The sequence below is a fragment of the Pseudomonas sp. 43mfcvi1.1 genome (genome assembly GCF_900115935.1).
Lineage (GTDB): Bacteria > Pseudomonadota > Gammaproteobacteria > Pseudomonadales > Pseudomonadaceae > Aquipseudomonas > Aquipseudomonas bijieensis.
Map to the genome: position 1 here is coordinate 122,582 of NZ_UETT01000008.1, position 23,117 is coordinate 145,698.

General features: G+C 62.1%; 23 protein-coding genes. 7 read left to right on the forward strand and 16 right to left on the reverse strand.

Going from position 1 to position 23,117, the window contains the following annotated elements:
- Window positions 1–15: 15 nt before the first annotated feature.
- From DTP52_RS16930 to DTP52_RS16980, 11 genes are all read right to left on the reverse strand, one after another.
- Window positions 16–987, reverse strand: coding sequence for an XdhC family protein (locus DTP52_RS16930; RefSeq protein ID WP_109754393.1), 972 nt, complete (start codon window positions 985–987; stop codon window positions 16–18).
- The gene (locus tag DTP52_RS16935; RefSeq protein WP_109754394.1) at window positions 987–3,302 is read right to left on the reverse strand and encodes a xanthine dehydrogenase family protein molybdopterin-binding subunit; all 2,316 of its coding nucleotides are present in this window, start codon (window positions 3,300–3,302) and stop codon (window positions 987–989) included. Before DTP52_RS16935 ends, DTP52_RS16930 begins: the two co-directional genes overlap by 1 nt.
- Window positions 3,299–3,769 carry a (2Fe-2S)-binding protein gene (locus tag DTP52_RS16940; protein WP_109754395.1) on the reverse strand — a complete coding sequence of 157 codons (471 nt, stop codon included), beginning with the start codon at window positions 3,767–3,769 and terminating at the stop codon, window positions 3,299–3,301. Before DTP52_RS16940 ends, DTP52_RS16935 begins: the two co-directional genes overlap by 4 nt.
- A 266-nt stretch (window positions 3,770–4,035) precedes the next feature.
- A complete protein-coding gene (murB, locus tag DTP52_RS16945) occupies window positions 4,036–5,055 on the reverse strand; it encodes a UDP-N-acetylmuramate dehydrogenase (RefSeq protein ID WP_109754396.1) in 1,020 nt (339 codons plus the stop codon).
- On the reverse strand, window positions 5,052–5,516 hold the full coding sequence (locus DTP52_RS16950; RefSeq protein ID WP_109754397.1) for a low molecular weight protein-tyrosine-phosphatase: 465 nt from the start codon (window positions 5,514–5,516) through the stop codon (window positions 5,052–5,054). Before DTP52_RS16950 ends, murB begins: the two co-directional genes overlap by 4 nt.
- The gene (gene kdsB, locus DTP52_RS16955; protein WP_109754398.1) at window positions 5,516–6,280 is read right to left on the reverse strand and encodes a 3-deoxy-manno-octulosonate cytidylyltransferase; all 765 of its coding nucleotides are present in this window, start codon (window positions 6,278–6,280) and stop codon (window positions 5,516–5,518) included. The genes DTP52_RS16950 and kdsB overlap by 1 nt, the downstream gene beginning before the upstream one ends.
- Window positions 6,277–6,462, reverse strand: coding sequence for a Trm112 family protein (locus DTP52_RS16960; protein ID WP_003179363.1), 186 nt, complete (start codon window positions 6,460–6,462; stop codon window positions 6,277–6,279). Before DTP52_RS16960 ends, kdsB begins: the two co-directional genes overlap by 4 nt.
- Before the next feature lie 22 nt (window positions 6,463–6,484).
- Window positions 6,485–7,495, reverse strand: coding sequence for a tetraacyldisaccharide 4'-kinase (gene lpxK / locus DTP52_RS16965; protein ID WP_109754399.1), 1,011 nt, complete (start codon window positions 7,493–7,495; stop codon window positions 6,485–6,487).
- Window positions 7,495–7,923, reverse strand: a complete 429-nt coding sequence (locus tag DTP52_RS16970; protein ID WP_013694002.1) for a biopolymer transporter ExbD — start codon at window positions 7,921–7,923, stop codon at window positions 7,495–7,497. Before DTP52_RS16970 ends, lpxK begins: the two co-directional genes overlap by 1 nt.
- Entirely contained in the window at window positions 7,920–8,555 is a 636-nt protein-coding gene (locus tag DTP52_RS16975) for a MotA/TolQ/ExbB proton channel family protein (RefSeq protein WP_162893858.1), read from the reverse strand. Before DTP52_RS16975 ends, DTP52_RS16970 begins: the two co-directional genes overlap by 4 nt.
- A gap of 95 nt (window positions 8,556–8,650) precedes the next feature.
- Window positions 8,651–10,897 (reverse strand): DNA internalization-related competence protein ComEC/Rec2, encoded by a 2,247-nt coding sequence (locus DTP52_RS16980; RefSeq protein ID WP_109754401.1) that lies wholly within the window; start codon window positions 10,895–10,897, stop codon window positions 8,651–8,653.
- Window positions 10,898–11,041: 144 nt separating this feature from the next.
- On the opposite strand from DTP52_RS16980, the gene DTP52_RS16985 reads away from it, so the two are divergent.
- Window positions 11,042–11,557 (forward strand): DUF2062 domain-containing protein, encoded by a 516-nt coding sequence (locus DTP52_RS16985; protein ID WP_046063671.1) that lies wholly within the window; start codon window positions 11,042–11,044, stop codon window positions 11,555–11,557.
- A gap of 144 nt (window positions 11,558–11,701) precedes the next feature.
- On the opposite strand, the gene DTP52_RS16990 is transcribed toward DTP52_RS16985, so the two are convergent.
- The 4 genes from DTP52_RS16990 to DTP52_RS17005 all read right to left on the reverse strand — a co-directional run bounded on the left by DTP52_RS16990 (window position 11,702) and on the right by DTP52_RS17005 (window position 14,880).
- On the reverse strand, window positions 11,702–12,481 hold the full coding sequence (locus tag DTP52_RS16990; RefSeq protein ID WP_072347169.1) for an ABC transporter permease: 780 nt from the start codon (window positions 12,479–12,481) through the stop codon (window positions 11,702–11,704).
- Between the two features lie 2 nt (window positions 12,482–12,483).
- On the reverse strand, window positions 12,484–13,416 hold the full coding sequence (locus tag DTP52_RS16995) for an ABC transporter ATP-binding protein (RefSeq protein ID WP_109754403.1): 933 nt from the start codon (window positions 13,414–13,416) through the stop codon (window positions 12,484–12,486).
- 136 nt (window positions 13,417–13,552) lie between these two features.
- Entirely contained in the window at window positions 13,553–14,176 is a 624-nt protein-coding gene (locus DTP52_RS17000; protein ID WP_109754529.1) for a glutathione S-transferase family protein, read from the reverse strand.
- Between the two features lie 44 nt (window positions 14,177–14,220).
- Window positions 14,221–14,880: a transglutaminase family protein gene (locus tag DTP52_RS17005; RefSeq protein WP_109754404.1), complete on the reverse strand. Its 660-nt coding sequence runs from the start codon at window positions 14,878–14,880 to the stop codon at window positions 14,221–14,223.
- A gap of 439 nt (window positions 14,881–15,319) precedes the next feature.
- Here DTP52_RS17005 and DTP52_RS17010 point away from each other — a divergent pair, with 439 nt between their 5' ends.
- Window positions 15,320–17,767, forward strand: a complete 2,448-nt coding sequence (locus DTP52_RS17010; protein ID WP_109754405.1) for an acyl-CoA dehydrogenase — start codon at window positions 15,320–15,322, stop codon at window positions 17,765–17,767.
- Between the two features lie 114 nt (window positions 17,768–17,881).
- On the forward strand, window positions 17,882–18,289 hold the full coding sequence (locus DTP52_RS17015; protein WP_003204309.1) for a PA2817 family protein: 408 nt from the start codon (window positions 17,882–17,884) through the stop codon (window positions 18,287–18,289).
- Window positions 18,290–18,373: 84 nt separating this feature from the next.
- On the opposite strand, the gene DTP52_RS17020 is transcribed toward DTP52_RS17015, so the two are convergent.
- Window positions 18,374–19,372: a LysR family transcriptional regulator gene (locus DTP52_RS17020; RefSeq protein ID WP_109754406.1), complete on the reverse strand. Its 999-nt coding sequence runs from the start codon at window positions 19,370–19,372 to the stop codon at window positions 18,374–18,376.
- Window positions 19,373–19,462: 90 nt separating this feature from the next.
- On the opposite strand from DTP52_RS17020, the gene DTP52_RS17025 reads away from it, so the two are divergent.
- The 4 genes from DTP52_RS17025 (at window position 19,463) to DTP52_RS17040 (ending at window position 22,851) form a co-directional block, all read left to right on the forward strand.
- Window positions 19,463–20,089: a hypothetical protein gene (locus DTP52_RS17025; RefSeq protein WP_109754407.1), complete on the forward strand. Its 627-nt coding sequence runs from the start codon at window positions 19,463–19,465 to the stop codon at window positions 20,087–20,089.
- A gap of 476 nt (window positions 20,090–20,565) precedes the next feature.
- Window positions 20,566–21,789, forward strand: coding sequence for a type II and III secretion system protein family protein (locus DTP52_RS17030; RefSeq protein ID WP_109754408.1), 1,224 nt, complete (start codon window positions 20,566–20,568; stop codon window positions 21,787–21,789).
- 56 nt (window positions 21,790–21,845) lie between these two features.
- On the forward strand, window positions 21,846–22,559 hold the full coding sequence (locus DTP52_RS17035; RefSeq protein ID WP_109754530.1) for a tetratricopeptide repeat protein: 714 nt from the start codon (window positions 21,846–21,848) through the stop codon (window positions 22,557–22,559).
- Between the two features lie 22 nt (window positions 22,560–22,581).
- Window positions 22,582–22,851, forward strand: coding sequence for a DUF3613 domain-containing protein (locus tag DTP52_RS17040; protein ID WP_109754409.1), 270 nt, complete (start codon window positions 22,582–22,584; stop codon window positions 22,849–22,851).
- The last annotated feature ends 266 nt before the right edge of the window (window positions 22,852–23,117 follow it).

The window sequence follows — 23,117 nt, forward strand, 5'->3', positions numbered from 1 at the left end:
CTCCTCATCTGCGACCTACTGCGGTTTTTTCTGCCGCAGTTCAACGCCATTCTTGATCGCCACGATTTCGGCCAGCAGCGACAAGGCGATTTCCGCCGGAGTGTGGCTGCCGATGTGCAGGCCGATGGGCCCATGCAGGCGCTCGATGGCCTCTGCTGACAAGCCTAGCTGAGCCAGGTTTTCCCGGCGCTTCTGGCTGTTGACCCGCGAACCCAGGGCGCCGACATAAAAGGCCTTGGAGTCCAGGGCCGTGAGCAGCGCCATGTCATCCAGGCGCGGATCATGGGTCAGGGCCACAATGGCGGTGCGTTCGTCGGTCTGGATGCTCAACACGGCCTCGTCAGGCATTCCCGAGACGAAGCGGCCATGCTGCTCTTCCCAACCGTAGACAAACTCCTTGCGCGGATCGCAAATCAGCACTTCGAAGTCCAGCAGCCGGGCCATTTCCGCCACGTAGCGCGAAAGTTGCCCGGCGCCGATCAGCAGCAGCCGCCAACGTGGGCCGTAAATGGCCCGCAGGACCTGGCCATCGAACACCAGGGCATCGGTCTTGCTGGCCGGGGTCAGGACCACGTTGCCATTGGCGACGGTCAGCTCACGGGCGACGATTTCATGGGCTTCGCAGCGTTCCAACAGTTCAGCGACCCACTGTGGATCGCCGACCCGCTCCTCGGTCAGGCGCAAGGTGCCACCGCACGGCAGGCCGAAACGCGCCGCCTCTTCGCGGGTGACGCCATAGGTGATCAGTTGCACCGGCGGACCGTCCGCCGGAATGCGACCGTCGTGAAGCCGGGCGATCAGGTCATCCTCGACACAACCGCCCGACACCGAGCCAATCACCACGCCATCTTCGCGCAGGGCCAGCATCGCCCCTGGCGGCCTCGGTGCGGTGCCCCAGGTCTGCACCACGGTGAACAACACTACCCGCTGCCCGGCGCGGCGCCATTCAAGCACGCTGCGCAGGACGTTCAGATCAACGCTGTCCATCAGGCCTTCGCCTGTTGCCAGCCTTGCAGCTGATACCGCACAGGCAGGTTACGGATGCGCTTGCCGGTGGCGGCGAAAATCGCGTTGCACAACGCTGGCGCGATCGGCGGCACGCCCGGTTCACCGACGCCGCCCAACGGCACCTCGCCCGGCGGAGTGACCAGATGCACCGCCACTTCCTTGGGCGCCAGGGACATGCGCGCCACTTCGTACATGTGGAAATTGTCCTGCTGGACTTTGCCATCCTTGAAACTGATTTCTCCCACCATCGCATTACCCAGGCCCATGACACAGGCGCCTTCGAACTGGGAGCGGATGCGCTCGGGGTTGATCTGCGGGCCACAATCCACGGCGATGTCCGCCTTGTGCACGATCACCGTGCCATCGTCCTTGACCTCCACCTCGATCACCGCCGCCACGTAAGTGACGAAGCTGTAGTGCACCGCCAGCCCCAGGCCACGCCCTTTGGGCAGTTCTCGGCCCCAACCGGCGGCCTTCGCGGCGGTTTCCAGCACCGTGCGGATCCGCGCGGTATCAATCGGATAACGCTCGGGGGATTCGCCGTAGTTCCATTCTTCGCTCAAGGTACGCGGATCGATCTTACGGTCCGGCCCGAGCAATTTGACCTGGTACTTCAGTGGATCCTGACCGGCCTTGTGGGCCAACTCGTCGATGAAGCTCTGGATCGCGAACCCGTGGGGGATATTCGACACCGAGCGATACCAGCCCACCCGGGCATGGGCCACCGCCTCGGGGTTCTCCAGGCGCAGGTTGGGAATGGCGTAGGCCATGTTGGTCACGCCCATGCCTATTTCGAACGGCGCCTCGTGGGTCATGCCCGGTGCAAACAGCGCGGTGATGCTCGGGGCTACGGTGCGATGCAACCAGCCCGACGGCATGCCGTCCTGGTTCAGGCCGGCCTTGAGGTATTCGGCTGACACGGTATGGAAATACGAGTGATGGATGTCGTCCTCGCGGGTCCATTGCACACGGATCGGCTGGCCGGGAAACTCCTTGGCGAGCACCGCCGCTTCGACGACAAAATCAGGCTTGGACTTGCGTCCGAAACCGCCGCCCAACAACGTGATGTTCACCGTGACCTTCTCGAAAGGAATGCCCAGGCGTTCGGCGACACGCTCGCGAGTCACCTGCGGCGCCTGGCTCGGTGCCCAGGCCTCGCATTGGCCGTCCTTGAAACGAGCGACGGCAACCATCGGCTCCATCGGCGACTGGGACAGATGCGGCAGGTAGTACGCCGCTTCCAGGGTCGAGTCGGCCTTGGCCAGCGCGTCGTCGAGGTCGCCGCTACTGCGTACGACTTTGCCGGGCTTGAGGGCCGCCGCTTCCAGCTCCTTGCGATAGGCAATGGAGTCATAAGCGGCATTCGGGCCATCGTCCCACTGGATTTTCAATGCCTCACGGCCCTTGATCGCCGCCCAGGTGTTCTTCGCCACCACCGCCACGCCGCCCAACGGCTGAAACTCCGAGGGTAGCGGGCGTCCTTCGATCTGCACCACCTTGACCACGCCCGCTACTTTCAGCGCCGCGCTGCTGTCCACGCTCTTGACCTTGCCGCCATAGACCGGCGGACGCGCGATGACGGCGTAGAGCATGCCGTCCAAATGCACATCAGCCCCGAACACGGCGCGGCCATTGACGATGTCCGCGCCATCGATGGCCCGGCTCGCTTCCTTGCCGATATAACGGAACTCGGATGGCTGCTTGAGACGCAAGCTGTCACGGCTCGGTACTGGCAGGGCACTGGCGGCAGCGGCCAATTCGCCATAGGCCAATTCGCGACCGGAAGGTTGGTGCAGCACTTTGTGCAGCTGGGCGTGGCATTCACCCACCGGGACCTTCCATTGTGCGGCAGCGGCCAGCTCCAACATGGTTCGGGCGGCAGCACCGCAACGGCGCATCGGCTCGTACCAGTGACGCATGCTGCGTGAACCGTCGGTGTCCTGGTTGCCGAAACGCGCCTCATCGGCCGGCGCCTGTTGCACCTTCACCCGCGCCCAGTCGGCCTCCAGCTCATCGGCCACGACCATGCTCAGGCTGGTGCGCACACCCTGGCCCATTTCCGAACGATTGCAGATCACGGTCACGCTGCCGTCGGCGGCAATGCTGACGTACACCTTCGGGTCGTCGACCGCGCCATGGGGCATGCCCTCGGCGCCGAATTTCTTTTCCTCGGCAAAGGCATCCGGCATCCCCCAACTGGCGGCCAGCACCAGCACACCGGTGGCGCTCGCGCCCTTGAGGAAGCCACGACGGCTGAGGTTGCTCAGCACAAAATCATTGGGCAAGCGGCTCATGCCTTGGCCTCCTTCAGGTGAGTGGAGGCTTGGCGGATCGCGGTCTTGATTCGGTTGTAAGTGCCACAGCGGCAGATGTTGCCAACCATGGCTTCTTCGATCTGCTCATCGCTCGGGTTGGGGTTGGTCTTGAGCAAGGCGGTGGCGGACATGATCTGCCCGCCCTGGCAAAAACCGCACTGGGCCACGGCGGTGTCGAGCCAGGCCTTCTGGACTATTTGCCCAATCGGGTCAGCGTGGAGCCCGTCGATGGTGCTGACGTCCTGCCCTTTCACCGAGCCGATTGGCGTGATGCAACTGCGCGCCGGGGCGCCGTCAATGTGGATGGTGCACGCGCCGCACAGGCCCATGCCGCAGCCGAATTTGGTGCCGTTGTAACCGGCCACGTCCCGGATAGCCCACAGCAGTGGCATGTCCTCGGTCACATCCAGTTGATGGTCTTTTCCATTGAGTTTCAGGGTAATCATGGGCACGCCCGCATAGTTATCGAGTTATGGGGTCGAGCAATCTGCCGCTTGGGTAACGGTTCGGTTGTCGCAGACTGGCTCAGGCTGATCGGGCTCTCTTATCCAGGCGCACGCAGGCGTCTGTATCGGGCCTTAGGGATGCAAGGATCGCATCGTTAGGAAGCTAAATTAACCCAGGATCAAGCAAAACGCCCTGCACAATCCTGCACAAATGATCGTGCGCAGGGTGTACAGGGCGTTTTTTCAGGCGGTTGCGAAAGCCCGGTTCAGTAACGATTGGGTTCCATTTCGAGCTCGACCTGGAAACGTTCGGCAATGTCTTTCTGGATGCGCAGCGCCAGGTCCAACAGCTGCGGGCCCGTGGCCTTGCCGTAGTTGACCAGCACCAACGCCTGCAACTTGTGTACCCCGGCATCACCCTCGCGAAAGCCCTTCCAGCCGGCCCGTTCGATCAGCCAGCCGGCGGCGATTTTCATCTGCCCTTCAGGCTGTGGATAAGCCACCAGGTCAGGGTATTGCAGCTTGAGATGGTCAACGTGGGTGGCCGGCACCAGCGGGTTCTTGAAGAAACTGCCCGCATTGCCCAGCACGGCCGGGTCCGGAAGTTTTTCACTGCGGATACTGCAAATCGCCCGGCTCACATCGGCAGGCGTCGCCTGCTCGATGCCCTGCTCGGTCAATCGCTGGCGGACCGGTCCGTACTCCAGGTGCAAATGCGCGGCGCGACTGAGGGCGAAACGCACCCGCAGGATCAACCAACGCCCCACCTGCTGCTTGAACAGGCTGTCGCGATAGGCGAAGCGGCATTCCTCCAAGGTGAACTCGCGCAGCTCGCCGGTCTGGCGATCCAGCGCGGTGAGGCCGGCAAAGACATCCTTGATCTCCACACCATAGGCACCGATGTTTTGCATCGGTGCCGCCCCAACCGTACCGGGAATCAGGCTGAGATTTTCCAGGCCCGACCAGCCTTGCGCCAGCGTGTGCTGGACGAAGGGGTGCCAAGGTTCCCCGGCTTCGGCTTCGACCACCACCCGCTCGCCGTCATCGCTGAGCAAACGAATCCCCCGGCTGGCCATGCGCACAACCAATGCGTCGATGTCGCCGGTCAGCAACAGGTTGCTGCCGCCGCCGATCACCAGCAATGGCACAGCATGTTCGCTGGCATAAGCCAACGCCTCGCGAACATCGCCATCGTCGTGGGCTTCAGCGAACAAGCGGGCAGTGACGTCCACTCCGAAGCTGTTGAAGGGCTTGAGACTGACGCCCGCCCGTACCTGCAAGGTCATAACCGCCCCTTCAATTCGATCACCAGGCGATCCGTGGCGCGCTCGATCAAGTCCAGCACCTGCTCGAAGCCCTGCTCGCCGTCGTAGTACGGGTCCGGCACATCGTCGAGTTCGGCTTCGTAGCGCCGCAGGAACAGATCCAACTCGGCCTTGCCGTTGGCCGGTTGCAGGGCCTTGAGGTGGCGCAGGTTGCTGCTGTCCATCGCCAGGATCAGGTCGTAGCTGGCGAAGTCGGCGCGGGTCACCTGTTGCGCGCGCTGGGCCGACAAGTCGTAGCCCCGCTTCAGGGCCGCAGCCTGGCTGCGCTTGTCCGGGGCTTTACCGACGTGCCAGTCACCGGTGCCGGCGGAAGCGACTTCCACCTGCCCGGCCAACCCGGCCTCACGCAACTTGTGGCGCAGGATGCCTTCGGCGGTGGGCGAGCGGCAGATGTTGCCGAGGCAGACGAACAGGACCCGCATCAAGCCTCCAGCAGGCGACGAACGCGCTCGAGGTCTTCGGCGGTGTCGACACCGGTCGGCGGAGCGATCAGCGCATCGGCGACGTGGATCCGCACGCCATGCCACAGGGCACGCAGTTGCTCCAGGGATTCAGTGTTTTCCAACCAGCATGGGCCCCAGGCGACGAAGTCCTGGAGGAAACCAGCGCGGTAGGCATAGATACCGATATGGCGGCGGTACGGTACGCCTTCGGGCAGTACATCGGGGTTCTTGGCAAACGCGTCCCGGGCCCAGGGCAATATTGCACGGCTGAAGGTCAGCGCCAGGCCATTGAGGTCACTCACAACCTTGACCACGCTAGGGTTGAACAGGGTCTGCGCATCCTCGATCGGCTCGGCCAGGGTGGCCATGCGCGCTTCGGTGTGGGCCGCAAGGTTGGCGGCGACCTGATCGATGACGCTGGGTGGGATCAACGGCTCGTCACCTTGCACATTGACGACGATGGCGTCGGCGGCAAGACCGAGTTTCGCCGCGACCTCCGCCAGGCGATCGGTACCGGAATTATGGTCTTCGCGAGTCAGGACCACCTCGGCGCCAAAGCTTTTGCAGGCCTCGACGATGCGCGCATCGTCAGTCGCCACCACCACGCGCTGGGCGCTGCTTTTGCAGGCCTGCTCCCAGACGTGCTGGATCATCGGCTTGCCGGCGATCGACAGCAACGGCTTGCCGGGCAGGCGCGTCGAGGCGAAGCGCGACGGAATGACAACGGTAAAGGCTGCGGTCATTTATCCAGGCGCTCATCGGTGGTCAGGGTGCGGGCTTCACTTTCGAGCATCACCGGGATGCCGTCGCGAATCGGGTAGGCCAGGCCGGCGCCCTTGCTGATCAGTTCGGTCTTGTCGGCGCTGAGCTTGAGCGGGCCTTTGCAGACCGGGCAGGCCAGAATATCGAGCAATTTGGTGTCCATGGTATTCCCCTGGATGAAAGGTTTAAGGCAAAAGCCGATCCGGCAACAGGCGCATCAACTGCGTATCGAACCAGGCCGCGAAGGCCGGCGACGGCGCGGCGTCCACCGCCAGGTACCACCAGTCAGGTGCAGCGAAGGCGCGGCATTTGACCGCGTCCTTTTCCGTCATGACCACTGGCAGCGAAGGTGTGAAACTCAAAGCCTGGGCGCTGTATTCGGCGTGGTCGGCAAACCCGTGCGGTATTGGCCGCCAGTGTAGCGTTTCGAGGGTCTTGAAGAAACGCTGGGGGTTGCCGATGCCGGCCACGGCGTGCAAGGCCTGGCCAGGTGGAAAATGGTCGAGAGGACGGCGTTCGCCACTGGCCAGGTTCACCAGTTCGGTGGGGCGCAATTGGAAGGCAAAGCCGTCTTCGCGGTCGGCGCTGGCGCCGTTGTACAGCACGGCGTCGACCGATTGCAGGCGCTCGACCGGCTCACGCAATGGCCCGGCGGGCAGGCAACGGCGGTTGCCCAGGCCCCGGGCGCTGTCGATCAGCACCAGCTCAAGGTCCCGGGCCAGCCGATAATGCTGCAGGCCGTCGTCGGACAGGATCAGGTCCAGCGGTTCGGCCGCAAGCAATGCCTGGACCGCACGACTGCGATCGGGGTCGATCATCAATGGCACGCCTGTGCGCTGGACAATCAACAGCGGCTCATCACCGGCGACGTCGGCGCCCTGCTCGGCCGTGACTCGCCAGGGCAGTTGCGACGGCTTGGCGCCATAACCCCGGCTGACCACGCCAACCCGCAAGCCACTGCGCTGGCAATGCTGGATCATCCACAGGATCAACGGCGTCTTGCCAGTGCCGCCGACCGTGATATTGCCCACCACCAGCAACGGCACGGGGGGCTGATAGATCTGCCCTTCACCCGCCAGGAAACGCTGGCGCTTGCCCACCACCACTCGTCGATACAACCACTCCAGCGGCCGTAGCAGGGTCAGGGCCGGGTGACCTTCGTACCACGCGGCAAGCAATCGATCGGACATGGCCATCAGGGTGCGGGAGCCGCCTCGACCGTGGTCATGCGCAGATGGCTGAAACCGAGCTTGCCGGCCGCATCCATGGCAGTGATCACCGATTGATGGGGGGTCTTGCCGTCGGCGCTGATGGACAGCGGCAGGTTGGTGTCGCCGCCAGACTCTTTTTGCAGGGCCTCGATCAGGCTCGCCAGGTCGCTCTTGGGCAGCAATTGGTTGTTCACCGAGAACGCCCCTTCGGCGCTGATGGTGATTTCCAGGTTCTTCAGTTGCTGGTCTTCGGCCGGCGAGCCGCTGACGGCCTGCGGCAATTCAACCTTGAGCTGGGTTTCCCGGGTGAATGTGGTGGTCACGACGAAAAACAGCAGCAGGATGAACACCACGTCGATCAGCGACGCGAGGTTGATCTCGATGTTTTCTCGTGGCTTGCGGCGGAATTTCACTTCTTGTCCCCAGCCAGGTCCACATCACGGTCACCTTGCACCACCTCGACCAGCTTGATGGCTTCCTGCTCCATGCCAACCACCAGTTCGTCCACGCGGCGTTGCAGGAACCGATGGAAGAACACGGCCGGAATACCCACCATCAGGCCGGCGGCAGTGGTGATCAGGGCCTTGGAAATCCCCCCCGCCAGTACCGCGGCGTTGGTGGTCATGCCCGAGCCGGTAAACGCACTGAAGATGTCGATCATGCCCAACACGGTACCCAGCAGGCCCAGCAGCGGGGACATGGCGGCGATGGTCCCCAGGGTATTGATGTAGCGCTCCAGTTCATGGATGACCCGGGCGGCGGCTTCCTCGATGCACTCCTTCATGATCTCGCGACCATGCTTGGAGTTCGCCAGTCCGGCGGCGAGGACTTCGCCCAAGGGCGAACTGGCCCGCAGTTCCTTGAGCTTGTCCTTGTTCAGTTGCTTGTCCTTGATCCAGACCCAGACCTGCCCGAGCAGATGCTCCGGGGTCACGCGGCTGGCCCGCAGGGTCCACAGGCGTTCGGCAACGATACCCAGTGCCGCGATGGAACTCAGAATGATCGGCAACATCATCCAGCCGCCGGATTTGACCAATTCCCACACAGTGACTGCCCCCTCGAAAAAGTGCGCCACTTTATCACACAGACTCGCCTTGCAGACCCGCCCCGCCGATAAGCGCATCAGCCGATTGCGCTGGATCAATATTGCCCCGGTGGCCCGACTGTTGGCCGATCGCGCCAGTAACGTCGGTGTCCGGCCTCTGTGCGCGGCAGCTCGAAAGCCCCCAGTTGCAGACGAATGGCGCCCTGCTCGGCGCTGTCGTAGATCGCCAGGCCCGAGCGTCGATAGCGGGCCATCACCTGCGGATGGGGATGGCCGAACGCGTTGCCCTGCCCTCGGGAAATCAACACCGAATGCGGCTTGAGACGTGACAGCAACGCCATCGACGACGAACTGCGGCTGCCATGGTGAGGCGCGGCCAGCCACTGGATCGGTAGTGCCTGGGCCTCGTCGAGCAAGGCGCGTTCGGCATGGATGTCGATATCGCCGGTCAGCAGCAAGCGTTCACCGCCGGCCTCCACCAGCAAGACACAGGATTTCTGGTTGCTTTCGACGGCAGAGGCCCATCGCCACAGCTCGAACCCGACTCCGTCCCATTCCCAGCGTCGGCCACTGTCGCAGGGCCCGGCCAGCAACTCGGCGGGCAGCGCATCGGGATCGCCGCTGATCACTTCCCTCGTCGGCAGCCCGTTGCGTACGGCCGGGGCACCACCGGCATGATCGGCGTCGGCATGGCTGAGCAGCATCAGGTCCAAGCCTCGAACCCCCAGTTTGCGCAAGGTCGGCAGGACGACCCGCTCGCCCACATCGGCCTCGCCAAAACGCGGCCCGGCGTCGTATAGCAGGGTGTGCCGTCGGGTCCGCACCAGCACCGCCAGCCCTTGGCCCACATCCAGTTGCCAGATCTCGGCTTGCCCTGGCGGCAGGTGTTCTCGCGGTGGAAAAACCATCAGCAACACCATTGGCCACCCCAGTACACGTAGCGGCACACCTTTGGGCAACAGCAGCAGAAAAGCGCCGAGAACGGCGATACCCAGGGCCCAGTTCGGGACTGCGGCCGGGACCCAGGCCGGCATTCGTCCGGCGACCAGCGTCAGCCCCTTGAACAACAGATCGAGCAGTCCGCCAGCGATCCACAGCAGTCCTTCGCCAATGAGAGGGACCGGCAACAACGCCGTGCCGAGCAGCGCCGACGGCAAGACCAACAGGCTGATCCAGGGCACCGCGAGCAGGTTCACCAGCGGCCCGCTGAGACTGACCGGCAACCCCACGATCAACAACAACGGACACAGGCCGACCGCGACGAGCCACTGGGCACGGGTCCAGGTTTGCCACCAGCGCCAGGGTCCCAGGCGACCGCCAAAGGTGAACATCAAGATGGCGACAGCCGCAAACGATAACCAGAACCCTGGCCGCAGGTTGGCCAGCGGGTCGAACACCAGCACTCCGGCGAAGGCCAGCAGCCATGCCCACCACGGATCTGGCTGCTTGAAGCGCAAGCGCCACAACAGCACCAGGCCGATCATCGTGCAGGCCCGCCGCACCGGTACCTCGAACCCGGCGAGCAAGCCGTAGCCCAGGGCGGCGCAGAAGGCCAGCGCGCAGGCCCAAGGCAACCACGCCAGACCTGCCGGCCACAGGCCATAGCGCGCCGCGCCAGCCACCAACAGGTACACCAGGCCGGCAAGCAGGCCGATGTGTTGCCCGGAGATCACCAGCAAGTGGACGGTGCCGGTGTCTTGCAGCACCTGCCAATCTTCGCGAGTCAGCCCGCCGCCGTCGCCCAGAACCAACGCCGCCAGCGCACCGGAGCGACCGTTGGCGTCGACCTGCGCCAGTGCCTGGCGCACCTCATCCCGCCAGGCGCCCCGGGCCGCCTGCAAAAGACGGCCGTCCTTGACCGTACCGGTCGCGCCGATACCGCGACTCAACAACCAGGCTGAATAATCGAAGCCGTGTGGGTTCAGCAACCCGGCGGGTCGCTTGAGTTTCACCGCCAATCGCCAGCGCTCGCCGCTGTTGACCGGCGGGCCACCGAACCACGCGAGACGCAGTGTCGTCGGTAGCCGGGTACGACGTGAATGGGCATCAGCCAGTTCGAAACGCACCACGCCATCGCCCTGTTGCGGCAAACCGACGACGCGCCCCTCGACCCAACGGGTTTCTCCATCGAGCGCGACGGATAACCGATCGTCCAGCGCAAACTGCGCCGACAGACAGGCCCAGGCCAGCCCGAACAGGAAGAAACCCAGCGGATAGGTTCGAAACGGCAACGCCATCAATGCCACTACCGGCATGGCTGCAATCAGCCACAACGGTGGCAGTGCCGGTAAAAAAATCGGGGCCAACAGCCCCAGTGCAAGCGCGACTAACCCTGTGCGCATAACCCGTCCTTGAGAGTGCCCTCTCCAGGCATAGACGGTCCATGGCACTGCCGGCGTTATCAATTGTCACAAAGTCTGAATCTGCCAGCCGTAGAATCCGGACATACTTGCGGCCTCACTGCGTTGAACCGACCGAGAAGCCTTATGCCCCGGCGCCTATTCAAACGTTACATGCCAGACCCAGAGAGCATCCGGGAACACAAATCCTTACGTTTTCTCGGCACCCTGCTGCACGACCCCAACCTTTGGCACCTCAATCGGCACTCCGTGGCCCGGGCGATGGCTGTTGGCCTGTTTGCCGCGTTCTTGCCAATCCCGTTGCAAATGTTGCTGGCCGCCGCATTGGCCGTCACGGTGCGCGGCAATATGCCGATCGCGGTGAGCCTGGTGTGGCTGACCAATCCGATCACCATGCCGGCGGTGTTCTTCTGCACTTACCAGACCGGCGCCTGGCTGATGGACGTGCCCGCCCGGACATTGCCCGAAGAACTGACCTGGGAATGGATCAGCGGCCAGTTGTCCACCTTGTGGCAGCCGTTCCTGCTCGGTTCGGTGGTGACCGGCCTGGTACTCGGCGCCCTGGCCTACTTCGTCACCATGAGTTACTGGCGCTGGTGGGTGGCGCGGCAGTGGAGGCGGCGCAAGAAAAGCCGAATGTGAAATGCAAAAAGGCCTCCTGGGAATGGAGGCCTTTTTTTGGTGCGCTTGCTGATGCCATCGCGAGCAGGCTCGCTCCCACAAGGAAACGCATTTCAATGTGGGAGCGAGCCTGCTCGCGATATATCAGTCAACACACCTGCTGGATCAGGTACGCATCCCGCGCCCGCTGACCAGCAACCGCGCACAACCGATGTAGAGCACTACGGTCGCGACCAGCATGAAGGTAATCGCGATGCTGATCTTGATGTCCGACACCCCGAGGATGCCGTAGCGAAAGGCGTTGACCATGTGCAGCACCGGGTTGGCCAGGGACACGGTCTGCCAGAACGGTGGCAGCAGCGAGATCGAGTAGAACACCCCGCCCAGGTAGGTCAGCGGCGTGAGCACGAACGTCGGGATGATGGAGATGTCATCGAAGTTGCGCGCAAACACGGCATTGATGAAACCCAGCAATGAAAAGATCGTCGCCGTGAGCACCACCACCAGCACCGTCACCCCCAGGTGATGCACCTGCAGATGGGTGAAGAACAACGACAGCAGGGTCACGATCAGGCCCACCGCCAGCCCCCGCAACACGCCGCCCAGGGTGTAGCCGATGAGGATCGTGTGGGGCGATACCGGCGAGACCATCAGTTCTTCGATCGAACGCTGGAACTTGCTGCCAAAGAAGCTCGACACCACGTTGCCGTAGGAGTTGGTGATCACCGACATCATGATCAGCCCCGGCACGATGTAGTCCATGTACGTGAAGCCGCCCATGTCGCCGATCTGCCGGCCGATCAGGTTACCGAAGATCACGAAGTACAAGACCATGGTGATGGCTGGCGGCAGCAGTGTCTGCGGCCAGATCCGCATGAAACGCCGGACTTCGCGGTACACGATGGTATTGAGGGCGATGAGGTTGGGGCGCAGTTCAGAACTCACACTCATACCGCCACCTTCGCCAGATTTTTCTCCACCAGGGACACGAACAACTCCTCGAGGCGATTGGTTTTATTGCGCAGGCTCTGCACTTCAATGTTTTGCAGGGCCAGTTGGGTGAACAGCCCGGTGATACCCACGGTTTTGTCCACCTGGACTTCCAGGGTGTGGCTGTCCACCAGGCGGGCCGGATAACCGATAAGTTGGGGCGCGGCCTTCAGGTCGTTTTTCAGGTCCAGCACGAAGGTTTCCACATGCAGTTGGCTGAGCAACTGGCGCATGCTGGTGTTCTCGACGATGGTGCCGTGGTCGATGATGCCGATGTTGCGGCACAACTGCTCAGCCTCTTCCAGGTAATGGGTGGTGAGGATGATGGTGATGCCTTTCTGGTTCAGCTCGGTCAGGAAGCTCCACATCGAACGACGCAACTCGATGTCCACGCCGGCGGTCGGTTCGTCGAGGATCAGCAGCCGCGGTTCATGCACCAGCGCCCGGGCAATCATCAGTCGCCGCTTCATGCCGCCGGACAATGAACGGGACGGCACGTCACGCTTGTCCCACAGGCCCAATTGGGTCAGGTACTGCTCGGCGCGCTCATTGGCGATCTTCGGCGGGATGCCGTAGTAGCCGGCCTGGGTCACGACGATGTCGAAGGTCTTTTCGAACTGGTTGAAGTTGAACTCCTGGGGCACCACGCCAATGCAGCGCTTGAGCGCGGCGGGCTCGCGGTCCAGGTCATGCCCAAAGACATTCACCGTGCCGCTGGTCTTGTTCACCAGGGTGGAAAGAATGCCGATGGTGGTGGATTTGCCGGCACCGTTAGGGCCGAGCAAGGCGAAGAAATCACCTTCGGCGACGTCCAGATCGATACCACTCAAGGCCTGGAAACCGTTGCCGTAGGTTTTGGTTAGCTGCCGGATGGACAGAGCGGAACTCATATCGGATTACGCACCAAGAAGGGAGGGAAGAAAACAATAGATAAGGGCGGGCGGCGAGCAATGCAACCACTGCGCACGAAGGCAATGGTGAGTGGCGTCGCCGCACAAGTACAGTCAAGTGTGTCGATAGTAAGTATTAAGTCAACGCGGTCATGACGGCCTTGCGGTAGGCCGGACGCTGCTGCAACCGCGCGTACCAGGCCTGTACGCCAGGTAGCTCGGCGCGCTGGATGGGCATCTCGAACCAGGCATAAATGAAACTGCCCAGGGGAATGTCACCCATGCCGATTTGATTACCCGACAGGTAGGGCTGTTCGCTCAAGGTTCGCTCGACCATCGCCAACAAGTCATCGCACTCCTTGATCGCCGCGTTGATGGCCGTCCAGTCCTGTTGCTCGGCCGGGGTGCGCAACACGCCCCAGAACACCGTGCGAAACGGTGCGGCAAAGCTGGACGTGGTCCAGTCCATCCATTTTTCAGCCTGGGCCCGTGCCTGCACGTCAGCGGGATACCAGGCCGAACCCGACGCATGGCGAGCAGCCAGGTACCGCACGATGGTATTGGATTCCCAGAGCACGAAACCGTCGTCCTCGATCATCGGCACGCGGCCGTTGGGGTTTTTCGCACGGTACTCGGGCGTGTCCACCACCCCGAATGCCCCGCCCGCATCAATGGCCTGGTAGGCCAGTCCCAACTCTTCCGCGCACCACAACGCCTTGCGCACATTCGATGAATTTTTCCGGCCCCATATCTTCAGCATCACGGCGTCCTCGATGGATAAATGCTGCCGCAGCATACGCCGGATCAGGCGTGACTCAAATCGCCCTGCATGTCGCCGAGCAAGAGCGGCACCTGCTCGCCAAATAGATGTGGGTAGCATTTCTCCAGGTGTTCGAAGAAAAACGCCTCGGGCACATCGGTGAACTGACCGTGGTCGGTGACGTATTCCATCAACTTCGCCCCTTGTCGATTGAACGGGTGGAAAACGCTGTCGTGACGACCGTCGAATTCCAGCGGAGCCACGTCGAACAACTCGCACAACCCCTGGTTGAAAGCCGGCGTCGCCTTGACCCAGCGGTCGTTCAGGTACAGCTCGGTATAACCATGCATGGCGAACACGTCGCTCCTGAGCAATTCCAGCAGGCGTGGGGTGGACAGGTGGTTGCGCACATCCGCCAGGCCGATACGCGCCGGGATGCCGCAATGCCGGGCACAACCGGCCAGCAAGGTGGCCTTGGGCACGCAATAGCTTTCACCGGAAACCAGCGCATGACTGCCGCGCAGGGTCGCCGGGTCGCGACTGAAGGTATAGGGGTTGTACCGTACCGCCTCGCGCACGGCGTAATACAGGCTGACCGCCTGGGCCAGCGGGTCGCGCTCGGCACCGCGGTGGGTTTCGGTGAAGTCGATGACCGCAGGGTGATCGCTGTCGATGAAGGGGCCGGGGTTCAGGTATTGCTGCATAAAAGGAAAGCCTCTCGGGAAACATCACTCCCCCTCAGGGTCGAACTCGGTCTTTGTGGCGAGGGGATTTATCCCCGCTGGACGCGAAGCGGCCCTAAACCTGACACCTCGGTGTGCCAGGCAGATTGAGAGGGCCTGCCTTGGGGCTGCTTCGCAGCCCAGCGGGGATAAATCCCCTCGCCACAAGTACTGTGTTCGGCTGGGGCTGACTGTGTCCGAGTTTATCCACAGCCCCCGCCCAGCGATAACGGCATTCCGGCCAAACAATGGCGTTTTCTCACCTTGTTAACGAACGATTTCCCACGGCTGTTGCCAACCAGACTGGCGCAATACAACTGGGGTTTCCCACGAAATCAATCACATCGCGCTGACCGCCGGTTTTGCAGATGCCGTCTAAGCTCTGAAGGTCGGTTTTGCCTTGGTTCACGGAGGATTACATATGCTGTTGTTGTGGATACTGGTGCTGATCGTCGGGATCGCCTGGCTGGCGCATCGGCGCACCGACCCGCTACCCGCGCTAGGTATCGTCGCGGTCTACCTGTTGGCCATGGGCATTTTCAGCCATGCGCCCGGCTGGCTGCTGCTGATCTTCTGGGTGGTACTCGCCGCCGTCGCCGCCCCGTTGCTGCTGCCAGACCTGCGCCGCCGATACTTCAGTGCGCCGATGTTCGACTGGTTCCAGAAAACCCTGCCGCCCATGTCCCAGACCGAGCGCGACGCCATCGATGCCGGCACGGTGTGGTGGGATGGCGAACTGTTCAGCGGTCGTCCGGATTGGGACTTGTTGCTGGCCTACCCCAAGGTGCAACTGACCGAGGAGGAGCAGGCTTTCCTCGACGGCCCCACCGAAGCACTCTGCGCGATGGTCAGCGACTGGCAGATCGGCCAGGCCATGGACCTGCCGCCTGAAGCCTGGGCCCATATCAAGGAACACGGGTTTTTCGCGCTGATCATTCCCAAGGAATACGGCGGCAAGGGGTTCTCCGCCTATGCCCACTCCCAGGTGGCGATGAAACTGGCCACCCGCAGCGGCGACCTGGCCTCCACCGTGATGGTCCCCAACTCCCTCGGCCCGGCGGAACTGCTGCTGCACTACGGCACCGATGAACAACGCGACCATTACCTGCCGCGACTGGCCCGTGGCGACGATATTCCCTGCTTCGCCCTGACCGGGCCACTGGCCGGCTCCGACGCCGGGGCGATGCCCGACACCGGCATCATCTGCAAGGGTGAATGGCAAGGCCAGGAAACCCTCGGCCTGCGCCTGAACTGGGAAAAGCGCTACATCACCCTCGGTCCGGTGGCCACCCTCCTCGGCCTGGCCTTCAAGGCTTATGACCCTGATCACCTGCTGGGGGACGAAGAAGACCTGGGCATCAGCCTGGCCTTGATTCCCACCGATACCCCTGGCGTGCATATCGGTCGCCGTCACCTGCCGCTGGGCGCCGCGTTCATGAACGGGCCGAACTGGGGCAAAGACGTGTTCATCCCCCTGGACTTCCTCATCGGCGGCCAGGCGATGCTGGGCAAGGGCTGGATGATGCTGATGAACTGCCTGTCGGTCGGGCGCTCGATTTCCCTGCCGGCGGTGGGCACCGGCGCGGCGAAGTTCACCAGCCTGGTGACGGGGCAGTACGCCCAGGTGCGCGAGCAATTCAACGTACCGCTATCGGCGTTCGAAGGTATCCAGGAAGCCATGGCGCGCATTGGTGGCAACGCCTGGTTGATGGACGCGGCACGCATGCTGACCGCCAACGCGGTGGACCTGGGGGAAAAGCCTTCGGTGCTGTCGGCCATTCTCAAGTACCACCTGACCGAACGCGGCCGCGAGTGCATCAGCCACGCCATGGACGTACATGGCGGCAAGGGCATCATCATGGGCCCGAACAATTACCTGGGGCGTAGTTGGCAAGGTGCGCCGATCTTCATCACGGTCGAAGGCGCGAATATCCTGTCGCGCAACCTGATGATCTTCGGCCAGGGCGCCATTCGCTGCCATCCGTTCGTGCTCAAGGAAATGGCCCTGGCAACCCGTGAAGACAAAGACCAGGCGCTGGTCGAGTTCGATGCCCTGTTGCTCAAGCACATTGGTTTCGCCGTCAGCAACGCCGCCAGCACCCTGGTGCTCAATCTGGGCCTGGGGCATTTCGAGAAAGCCCCCGGCAATACCCTGAGCCAGGGTTACTTCCGCGCCCTCAACCGGCAGGCAGCGGCATTCGCCCTGCTGGCGGACCTGAGCATGATGTTGCTGGGAGGTGAACTCAAACGCCGTGAACGCCTGTCGGCCCGCCTGGGCGATGTTTTGAGCAACCTTTACCTGGCGTCCGCGGCGCTCAAGCGCTATCACGACCTGGACTCGCCGGACCACATGGCGCCGCTGTTCACCTGGGCCATGGAGGAAAGCCTGGGCCAGTCGGAACGTGCGCTGGATGAGCTGCTGAGCAACTTCCCCAGTCGGGTGCTCGGTTGCCTGTTGCGCCTGGTGGTGTTCCCCTTCGGTCGTCGTCACAAGGGCCCGAGCGACAGGCTCGACGCCGAGGTGGCGGCGGTCATCGGCCGGCCCAAGGGTGACCCGACCCTCGAAGAGTTGCTGCAAGGCTGCTATCGCCCGCAATCGAGCGACGATCCGGTGGGCGCTCTGCAACACGCCGCCGACCTGCTGGCTGCCGCCCATCCGCTGCACAAGAAGCTGCACGGAGCGATCAAGCAGGGTCAGCTCAATCCGGCGCCAGGCGAACCGCTCATCGACGCGGCTCTGGAAGCGGGTGTGCTACAAGCCGGTGAAGCACAGACCTTGCGCGCGGCCGAGGCGGCGCGGCGCAAGGTCATCGACGTGGATGACTTCGATAAGGAAGAGCTGACGCTGGCGCAAGACAAGGTTCGTTGATGACGAGCCGGTAGACCCGTCACCTATAGCTCTTCACCTATAGCTCTCTACCTATAAAAGCGGGCGCAAGGGCTTTATACTCCTGCGCCCGTTTTACTCTTGAGGACTTATCTCGTGTCCAATGTCGTTGCCGATCACCTTGTCTTGCTTGACCACTTGCGCAGCATCCTGGTCGCCGTGGGTGAGGCCGAACAGGTGCCCGAAGAAAGCCACGCCTTGTTTCTGGAGCGCTTCGACGAGTTACGTGCGCAACTGCCCGTCGACCCGATCGAAAGCCAGTACCTCGGCCAGGACCTCCTGTGCCAGGTGATCGTCCGTTACCCACAGATCGCCCACCTGGTGCCTCGCGACCTGCTCTGGTACTTCGCCGGTGACTGCCTGCACTACATGCCCGATGAAGAGATCGCCCTGTACCAGGCCCTGGAGGAACGTCGTTTCGAAGCCGAGCAAAACGACGAGCCCTTCGACTGGAACCAGGAAAAGCAATTGCTGGCGATGTCGGACCAGGACAGCAAGCACTGATCGCGACCGGTCATGCAAAGGCCCGCACGGTTAACCCGGCGGGCCTTTTTTTGCCTTGCCAAAGTGTGTCGCCTGGGCGGGCCGTCAGCACAACCCATCACTCTCCGGCAACTCATAGTGCGCCGCGACATTGCTGGGACGATTCCCACTGCCCACCTTGTCCAGGGTCGGCTCCTTCTCCAGGCACGCCACCAGATAATCAATGAACACTCGCAGCTTGGGTGGCAGGTAGCGGGTCGGCGAATGTAGCAACCACAAGCCACCATGGTAGGAAGCCAGGAACGTCCAGTCGGCCAATACCTGCACGATCAAGCCTTGCTCCAAGGCATGACGGGCCGTGAAATACGGCAGGCTGCCGATGCCGATGTGCTGCAAGACGGCCCCCAACCGCACCCCCGTGTGATTGGCCGCGTAGCGTCCGTGCACGCCTACGGTGACGGACTTGCTCCCTTTCTTGAATTTCCAGCGAGCGTCGTTCGGGGTTGCCCCCAGGTAAATGCAGCTGTGCTCCAACAAGTCGTGGGGATGCGTGGGAGTACCGTGTTCAGCCAGGTACTGCGGCGTGGCGCAGAGCAGGTGATCGATGGTCAACAACTGACGCCCCACCAGCCCGACCGGCGGTTGATCAGTAATCCGGATGGCCAGGTCGACGTGATCGTCGATCAGGTCAACCTGCCGATCCTCCAGCAACAGTTCCACATCGACCTTCGGATAGCGACGCAAGAATTCAGGCATGTGCGGATGAATCACGAAACGCCCCACCGCCTTGGGCACGCTGACGCGGATGCGCCCTTCAGCCTCCTGGGTGAACTGGCCGCTGATTTCCATCACCGACCGAGCGGCGGCGACCATCTCCTGGCAGCGCTTGAACACCTCTTCCCCGCCATCGCTCAAACGCAATTTGCGGGTGGTGCGTTGCAACAGTCGGGTCGCCAGGGCTTTCTCCAGGCGGGAAATACTGCGACTGATGGCCGACGGTGATGAGCCCAACTGACGGGCCGCCTCGGAGAAGCTGCCGGTTTCCACGACCTTGACGAAGATGGCCATTTCGGCCAGCAGCGGCAACGGTAGATTTGTGCTCATGACGCAACAGTCCTTTGAAATTTGAACGGATTATCACCCTTTTACGCCCTACCTATAATCCCGTCACAATTTCTGATGTGGATATGGCACATGACGCTTCGCCTCTTTTTCCATAGCGATGACCTCGAGGCCAATGTGGAAGTCCTGGATTGCAGCCCCCAGGAACATGAGTTTGCCGTGGTGCTGCGCGCCACACTGTTCCACCCCCAGGGTGGCGGTCAGCCCTGCGACACTGGATGGATCGGTGAAAGCCAAGTGCTGCGCGTGGTCCAGGACGGGCAACAGATCGTTCATTACGTCGACAGACCGGTGGCCTCGGGCATGGCGGCGATCCGCGTGGATGCGCAGCGGCGACAGTTGAATTCACGCCTGCACTCGGCCGGGCACCTGATCGGCCATTTCGCCGAAAGCCGTGGCTGGAAGCCGATCAAGGCCCATCACTGGCCCGGCGAAAGCCGCGTGCAGTTCCAGCCTGGGGAAGACCCTCAGGAACTGGACATCTCGATCATTCAGCAAGGCATCGACGAATGGATTGCCGACGACCTGCCGCGCCTGATCACGTCGCGCGAAGGCCTGCGGGAAGTCGGTTTCGGTGAGCTGGCCGCCTACGGTTGCGGCGGTACTCACGTGCAGCGCCTGCGCGAACTGGGAACAGTCACCATTGCCTCGCTTTCGCAAAAGAAAGGAACACTGTCAGTGCACTACCACGTGGCCTGATCTGCACCAGACCCTGCGACCAAAAAACGGCTCGCAGGCATCCCCCTGTCCCCAGAAAGATATGCCCTGCGTATCGCCCTTCACAACACGAAAAGACAAATTATTGACGGTCATGTGAGCTAATTTTTCCACCCGTCACTTTTTAGTCATTTTTTTGATTCGTGGCGTGGCGCTTTGCCATGTTTGAACTACCGTGAAACAGAAGCGATGACAGGCTCGGCAAAACGCTCATGAAGCGACCTGATCGACACCGTCGTTGCCTTCGAAAACCCCGGAGACCCGGGAACCGAAAAGTTGTTCGCAAGCAGCCTGTCGTTCAGTCAGGCCGGAGAAATGCGCCCGTTTGCTTATAGCGACGAGGCCTGAAACCGGCATATGAACAGGCCGGCGAGATGGAAAGGGGCAGCCCGGGCCTCTTAAGTGATCCGAGGCAAATGGTTAAGCCTAGGGATGGTCTCTTTATCGAGGATCACTTCATGACCCATCGTACTGCTCCGGTTCTAAAACATTTCATTCATGGCCTGTTCTGGATGGGTCTTGGCTTGGATGCGGCCCAGGCCGCCGCGGCAAACTGTTCGCAACTGGACAATCTGCCGGCGACCTTCGAAGTCGGCCAAGGGCTCCAGAGCGAACTGCGCATCCTCGCCCCCGTGACGAAGCTGGCAGTCGGCGACCCGAAAATTGCCGATGTACAGCCCAGCGGCAGCGATGCCTTCATTCTCACGGGTCTGGCGCCCGGCGCCACCAGCCTGATGGTCTGGACGGACTGTTCGAAAATCCCCCGCCAGAGCATGGTCTTTGTCAAAGGCAGGGCCACTGAGGCGCTGACCAGCGCAGCGAGCATACCTTCCGAAGACCCGATGCTGCTCGCCCAGGTGCAGACCGACATTCGTTTCGTTGAAGTCAGCCGGAACAAACTCAAGGAAGCCTCGACGTCGATTTTCGGCAGCCGTGGCAACTTTCAGTTCGGCGCGCCGAGGACCTTGCCCTCCATCGGCGGCATTGTCCGGCCTTCATTGCCGGTCAACAACGACATGTTCAACCTGTCTTTCGCCACCGGTAAAACGCTGTTGATGATCAATGCACTGGAAGGTAGCGGTTTCGCCTATACCTTGGCGCGTCCCAGCCTGGTGGCCCTCAGCGGGCAGAGCGCGAGTTTCCTGGCCGGCGGGGAGGTGCCGATTCCGGTGCCCAGTGCCGGCAGCGACAATGTGTCCATCGAGTACAAGGAATTCGGTATTCGCCTGACCCTGACCCCCACCGTCATCGGCAAGAATCGCATTGCATTGAAGGTGGCGCCGGAAGTCAGTGAACTGGACTTCACCAACGCGGTGAACATCGCCGGGACATTAGTGCCAGCACTCACGGTGCGCCGTACCGATACCAGCATCGCCCTGGCCGACGGCGAAAGCTTCGTCATCAGCGGCCTGATCAGCACCCGCAACAGCTCACAGGTGAACAAGTTTCCGGGGCTGGGAGATATACCGATTCTCGGCGCGTTCTTTCGCGACAACTCCATCAACCGCGAAGAGCGTGAACTGCTGATGATCGTCACGCCACACCTGGTTCAACCGTTGGCCGCCGACGCGCAACTGCCAACATTGCCAGGTGAACAACTGCGCAATTACGACCCGAACTTCTATCGCATGTACTTCCTTGAACATGGCGAATTTGACAACCGCAGCGGGCTTTCCCAATGAGCCGGCGCCTGATGTGCAAGGCATCCAATATCCAACGGGTTGCCAAGGGGCATTCAATGAAAACAGTGATCGCATTAACGGCGACCTTGATGCTCGCCGGCTGTGCCAGCAACAGCGCGGTGGCTCCACGCACGGCCGATTGCGCCAAGCCTGGATCCGACCAGGAACTGGCCCTGAACATGGCGGAAGACATGGCCAACGAGGGCCGTTTGTACGCCAGCCTGGCGAACCTCGAACGCTTGCCCGAGGACTTGGTCCAGGTCCGCCTGCGCAAGGCTCGGGTACTGCGCCTGATGGGGCGCAACGAGGCTGAACCGTTATACAAAAGCCTGCTCGGGACATGCCTGGCCGCTGACGGTGAACATGGCCTTGGCCAGTTGGCGGCCGCCAGAAATGACAATGCGGCCGCTACGCAATACCTCGAACGCGCAGCGAAAATGGCTCCCACCGAAGGCAAGATCCGCAATGACCTGGGGGTTGTCTACCTCAATCAACGACGCATTTCAGAAGCCCGCTTCGAGTTCATGACCGCCATGGAGCTCCAGCAGTCAGACCCCCTGGCAGCGCTCAACATGGTGACCCTGCTGATCTACCAGGACAACTGGAAGCAGGCCGCCGAGCTCGCGAACATGGCCAAGCTGAGCCCCCAGCAAGTGGCGGATGCCCAAGCCCGCGCGGAAAGAATCAGGGGTTCGGCCCCTAACGCAATGACGTCACCCGCCAACCGCCCCACCGAGATCGTCGATGCCTCAACCGGCGCGATCAAGTAGAGCGTTACGAGGAGTCCAAGAGATGATGACCAAACAATTGATGATCGCATGCCTGGTGGGCCTTTCCAGCACCGCCTGGGCAATCGAACCAGGCCCCTCTTCGCCAGCACAGCAAGGCACAGAGAGCTGGATGCAACTGCAGATTCGCGGCGTGGTAGCCTCCACCAACCTGCAAACCGCCTCGGCCGCCGAACGCGAACTGGCCATGCAGCGCTGGCTCAACAGCTTCAACTACCCGATCCCGGAATTCTTTGACCAGGACTCGGGGGGAGAGATCACCAGTAGTAAATGAAACACGCAGGAAACGAAAGATCGCGGCCTTCGGCAGTGTCTACATTTGATCCGATGTAGGTACTCCTGAAGGCTGCGGTCTTTTGGCTTGAATGGTCGGTAGAGCACAGGCCTGAACCTGTGGGAGCGGGCTTGCTCGCGAAGGCGGCCTCACGATCAGCACCTTCATTGACTGTCGAACCGCTATCGCGAGCAGGCTCGCTCCCACAATGGGCCTGCGGTGAACACAAGTCTCCTGAACACCCAAGATCAACCGTGGGAGCGAGC

Coding starts and splice junctions, on each gene's coding strand:
- DTP52_RS17005 (WP_109754404.1), bottom strand. CDS start 14,880: ATGCAGCAATACCTGAACCCCGGCCCCTTCATCGACAGCGATCACCCT.
- DTP52_RS16940 (WP_109754395.1), bottom strand. CDS start 3,769: ATGATTACCCTGAAACTCAATGGAAAAGACCATCAACTGGATGTGACC.
- DTP52_RS17000 (WP_109754529.1), bottom strand. CDS start 14,176: ATGCTGAAGATATGGGGCCGGAAAAATTCATCGAATGTGCGCAAGGCG.
- DTP52_RS16980 (WP_109754401.1), bottom strand. CDS start 10,897: ATGCGCACAGGGTTAGTCGCGCTTGCACTGGGGCTGTTGGCCCCGATT.
- DTP52_RS17040 (WP_109754409.1), top strand. CDS start 22,582: ATGATGACCAAACAATTGATGATCGCATGCCTGGTGGGCCTTTCCAGC.
- DTP52_RS17035 (WP_109754530.1), top strand. CDS start 21,846: ATGAAAACAGTGATCGCATTAACGGCGACCTTGATGCTCGCCGGCTGT.
- kdsB (WP_109754398.1), bottom strand. CDS start 6,280: ATGACCGCAGCCTTTACCGTTGTCATTCCGTCGCGCTTCGCCTCGACG.
- DTP52_RS16960 (WP_003179363.1), bottom strand. CDS start 6,462: ATGGACACCAAATTGCTCGATATTCTGGCCTGCCCGGTCTGCAAAGGC.
- DTP52_RS16930 (WP_109754393.1), bottom strand. CDS start 987: ATGGACAGCGTTGATCTGAACGTCCTGCGCAGCGTGCTTGAATGGCGC.
- DTP52_RS17025 (WP_109754407.1), top strand. CDS start 19,463: ATGACGCTTCGCCTCTTTTTCCATAGCGATGACCTCGAGGCCAATGTG.
- DTP52_RS17020 (WP_109754406.1), bottom strand. CDS start 19,372: ATGAGCACAAATCTACCGTTGCCGCTGCTGGCCGAAATGGCCATCTTC.
- DTP52_RS16935 (WP_109754394.1), bottom strand. CDS start 3,302: ATGAGCCGCTTGCCCAATGATTTTGTGCTGAGCAACCTCAGCCGTCGT.
- DTP52_RS16985 (WP_046063671.1), top strand. CDS start 11,042: ATGCCCCGGCGCCTATTCAAACGTTACATGCCAGACCCAGAGAGCATC.
- lpxK (WP_109754399.1), bottom strand. CDS start 7,495: ATGGCCATGTCCGATCGATTGCTTGCCGCGTGGTACGAAGGTCACCCG.
- DTP52_RS17010 (WP_109754405.1), top strand. CDS start 15,320: ATGCTGTTGTTGTGGATACTGGTGCTGATCGTCGGGATCGCCTGGCTG.
- murB (WP_109754396.1), bottom strand. CDS start 5,055: ATGACCTTGCAGGTACGGGCGGGCGTCAGTCTCAAGCCCTTCAACAGC.
- DTP52_RS16950 (WP_109754397.1), bottom strand. CDS start 5,516: ATGCGGGTCCTGTTCGTCTGCCTCGGCAACATCTGCCGCTCGCCCACC.
- DTP52_RS16995 (WP_109754403.1), bottom strand. CDS start 13,416: ATGAGTTCCGCTCTGTCCATCCGGCAGCTAACCAAAACCTACGGCAAC.
- DTP52_RS17030 (WP_109754408.1), top strand. CDS start 20,566: ATGACCCATCGTACTGCTCCGGTTCTAAAACATTTCATTCATGGCCTG.